Here is a 3275-nt window from a genome sequence, read left to right on the forward strand (position 1 = left end):
CTCTTGCTCAGCACGTAAGCCAGCTGCGCCCGTCGTGATTCGGGCAACCGGTTGCACACAGCCAGCAAGTCGGAGTGAAACCGTTCGATGTCGGTCCGTGACTTTTTGTAGCGTCGAGTCGGTGTGAGAAATCGCGGAAGCTGGTGCCCGGCGACGGACGCCACGTTGACCAGAGCCATACCCCGGCTCGCGATCCCGAGGAAGGCTTGGTTGATCAACACTGTACCGACCGCGTTGATCTTCAAGATCAGCTCGGCTGAGCCCATGCTGGGGCTCACCCCAGCGGTGTGGACAACTGAGACAACGGTGCCGAGTTCCTTTGCGCGTTGCACTAATTGGCCTACAGACGCACGATCGGTGACGTCGCAGATGGTCGCAGCACAGTCGATTCCGGCGTTGACGAGTTCATTCTGTGCGCCCTCAACACGCTCTTGGCTGACGTCACAGATCAGCACAGTAGCCTCGCGCCCAAGCGCGTGAGCAACGGCCAGGCCCATTCCGCCGGCGCCGCCAGTTACCACCGCTACGTTCTTCATTGTCGAATGGACTCCTGCCGTCGTGTCGATGTATGTGAACTGCTGTCGGACGCAGCCTGCGCTCGGGCGCGCTCAGCAGACGCGCACGACCTACCGCCACCATTGGGCCGCGGTCTAGTCGGGCCCATTCTCAATTCCCTTCGTACGTCAAACACGCTGACCGCTATCGGAACCAGTCCTTCGAGGAGGCTCTTCCGTCGACGACTTGGACTGCTATGAGACGGGCTCGCGGACAGGATGGTATGAAACTATCGTTTGTTTCAGCGGCGGGCAAGCATACGAGTGGATAGGAGTAGCGGATGAGTAGATCAGTTGCGTTGGTGACAGGCGGAGCTTCTGGTGTCGGCGCGGCAATTGCGGCCCGCTTAAGGACCGACGGCCTCATGGTCACTACGTTCGATCTGTCGCCCGTTGCCGCTCCGGGTGCGTACACCGTTGATGTAACCGACCGGGATGAAATCGAGAAGGCGCTCGTTGAAATCCGCGCGAACTTCGGTCCGATCGATGTGCTTGTGAATGCAGCAGGCATCGAGGGGCAGAGTCGCTTCCTCGACATGTCCTTCGACGAGTGGAGCCACGTCGTCAATGTGAACCTCCACGGGGTGTTCCACTGTGCGCAGGCCGTTCTACCCGACATGATGAGACGACGTCGGGGTCGCATCGTGAACATCTCGTCTTCGAGTACTCACTCAGGCGTGCTCCTAAAGGCGCACTACGTAGCCGCGAAGTCGGCGGTCAACGGACTCACCAAGGCTCTCGCGCTCGAGTATGGGCCACGCGGCATCACCGTCAATGGCGTCCCACCGGCCTTTATTGATACTCCGATGCTCCGAAATTCTGCTGCTCGCGGTGATTTCGGCCCGTTCAGCATCGACGACATCATTGCTAGGACGCCGGTTCGTCGCATCGGACTGCCCGCCGACGTTGCGGCCCTCTGCTCGTTCCTGGTCTCCAAGGAGGCGGGTTACATAACCGGACAGATCATCGGCGTCAACGGCGGACGCAACACGTGACCCGCAATTAGGAGAGAGGCGGCCGCCGAGAGCAGTGAACACTCCGCGTCGATGCGGTCGTGAGAACGCAGCTGGATCGCACCGGTTGAATCCTGCGACCGCAACCACTGCCACGACATCCCAGGGTCTCCATCGGGGAGCCCTAGTCTCCTCAGGTGGTGGGTGATCACCGCGCGACGCAGCTATACGGCGGTGTCCGGAAAAGGGGAATCGCGAACAGAACGTCACCATGCCTTGCATGCCGACCGAGACAAACGTTAGTTTGATAACTGGCCAGTTACTGATCGTCATTCGGATGGAGCTACACGTGGGCGTGTTGATTATGTTGGGCACGCTCTTCGGGCTCGTCGCGATCGTCGTGGGCCTGGTAGCCCGGTTCGATCCCGAAGCCCGCAGTGCACAGAGCCACACCGGGGGTGCCGAATGATCCTGGCAGCACAGATCGGAACTCTATTCGCCTACATCGGCGGTACCGTCTTCGTAGCGGCGGGCTTGTATCGATCAGTGCGCCGTCGGCGTCTCGATTCATTACTGCTGGTGTGTATCTCGGCGATCTCGTTTTCCTGGTTGGAGGCGCCTTACGACTGGTCGATGTACGCACAGTTCCCGCCGTTCATGCCACGGATGCCGTCCTGGTGGCCGTTCAACATGACCTGGGGCGGCCTCCCCGCCGCCGTACCGCCGGGATATATCGCGTACTTCGTGCTCCCAACACTCGTCGGCGCCGCATTGGGTCGCACTTTGGCCGCGAGGTGGGGATGGCGCCGGCCGTTTGCGCTGCTGGGGTGCGGTTTGATGGTCGGGTTCGCGTGGGCGTTGACGTTCAACGCGGTCATCGGCGCTCAACTGGGAGTGTTCTACTACGGGTACGTGATCGGCGGCCTGGCGATCTTCGAGGGCACCCGTAGCCAGTACCCGTTATACGACGCGTTGGCGATGGGGATTCTAGTGATGGTTTTCGCCTACCTCCTAGGAAGAACGGACCCAGCAGACCGGACGGTCATTGAGCAGTGGTCGGATTCGAAGACCCGCAGTCGGTCCGCGGCGGGTGTCCTTTCGGTCGTCTCGTTCATCGTCATCGGCCACGCGGTCTACGGCGCAGTATTCGCGCCTCACCTGATCACCAAGCTCGCCGGTCTGGTCAACGTCAGCTCGAACGTACAGTTGTACTCGGATGTTCCGAACCAACCGCACTGACCGACGCACACGGTGCTGATGGACTCGACTGCGCCGAGGGTTGATCTCCGTCGACAGAGATGGTTCACACAGGAATACTTCACCTCGGTACCGCAGATTCGTTTGCGCCCCTTGGCCGTTGGAGATGGCTAGGAAGACGCTGCCAATTTTCGCCGGTGAACTCCGGTTGAGCGGCTGCGATGCTCGGTTGAGTCCCGTCAGCGCAGGATGATTGACGCGACCGTCGCGGCGACGTCGCGCACATCGGCCCTGCCTTCGAGTCCTTGGACATGATGCGGATGTGTTCCGTCCCCTCGGCCCCACCTTCGATGAACGACGCGGAACCGCACATGCCGATAGGGCAACGATGGTCAGGGCGAGTAGGTGACCCCCGTCAGATCCTCAGACATTGCCCACAACCTTCTCTGCGCGTCGATGTCGTACGACGCCTTGCTGGACTTGACCACTTTTGGGTGGCCACGGTGCCCACCTAACCCGTCGGGGCCGAGGTACTGCCCACCGAGCACCTCCGGATCGGTCGCTGCGCGCA

3 protein-coding genes are annotated in these 3275 nt (G+C 61.0%); 2 read left to right on the plus strand and 1 reads right to left on the minus strand.

The genetic code is table 11. From position 1 onward, the window contains the following. Window positions 1–536: SDR family NAD(P)-dependent oxidoreductase (locus tag WB785_RS20200; RefSeq protein ID WP_424081170.1), on the minus strand; the 536-nt coding region annotated here is incomplete at its 3' end. A 299-nt stretch (window positions 537–835) separates the two neighbouring features. Here WB785_RS20200 and WB785_RS20205 point away from each other — a divergent pair. Further along, window positions 836–1549, plus strand: coding sequence for an SDR family NAD(P)-dependent oxidoreductase (locus tag WB785_RS20205; protein ID WP_424081172.1), 714 nt, complete (start codon window positions 836–838; stop codon window positions 1547–1549). 423 nt (window positions 1550–1972) lie between these two features. Then, window positions 1973–2746 (plus strand): spirocyclase AveC family protein, encoded by a 774-nt coding sequence (locus WB785_RS20210; protein ID WP_424081174.1) that lies wholly within the window; start codon window positions 1973–1975, stop codon window positions 2744–2746. The last annotated feature ends 529 nt before the right edge of the window (window positions 2747–3275 follow it).

The sequence above is a fragment of the Mycobacterium sp. genome (assembly GCF_049585075.1).
In the GTDB taxonomy this organism is placed as follows: Bacteria; Actinomycetota; Actinomycetes; order Mycobacteriales; family Mycobacteriaceae; genus Mycobacterium.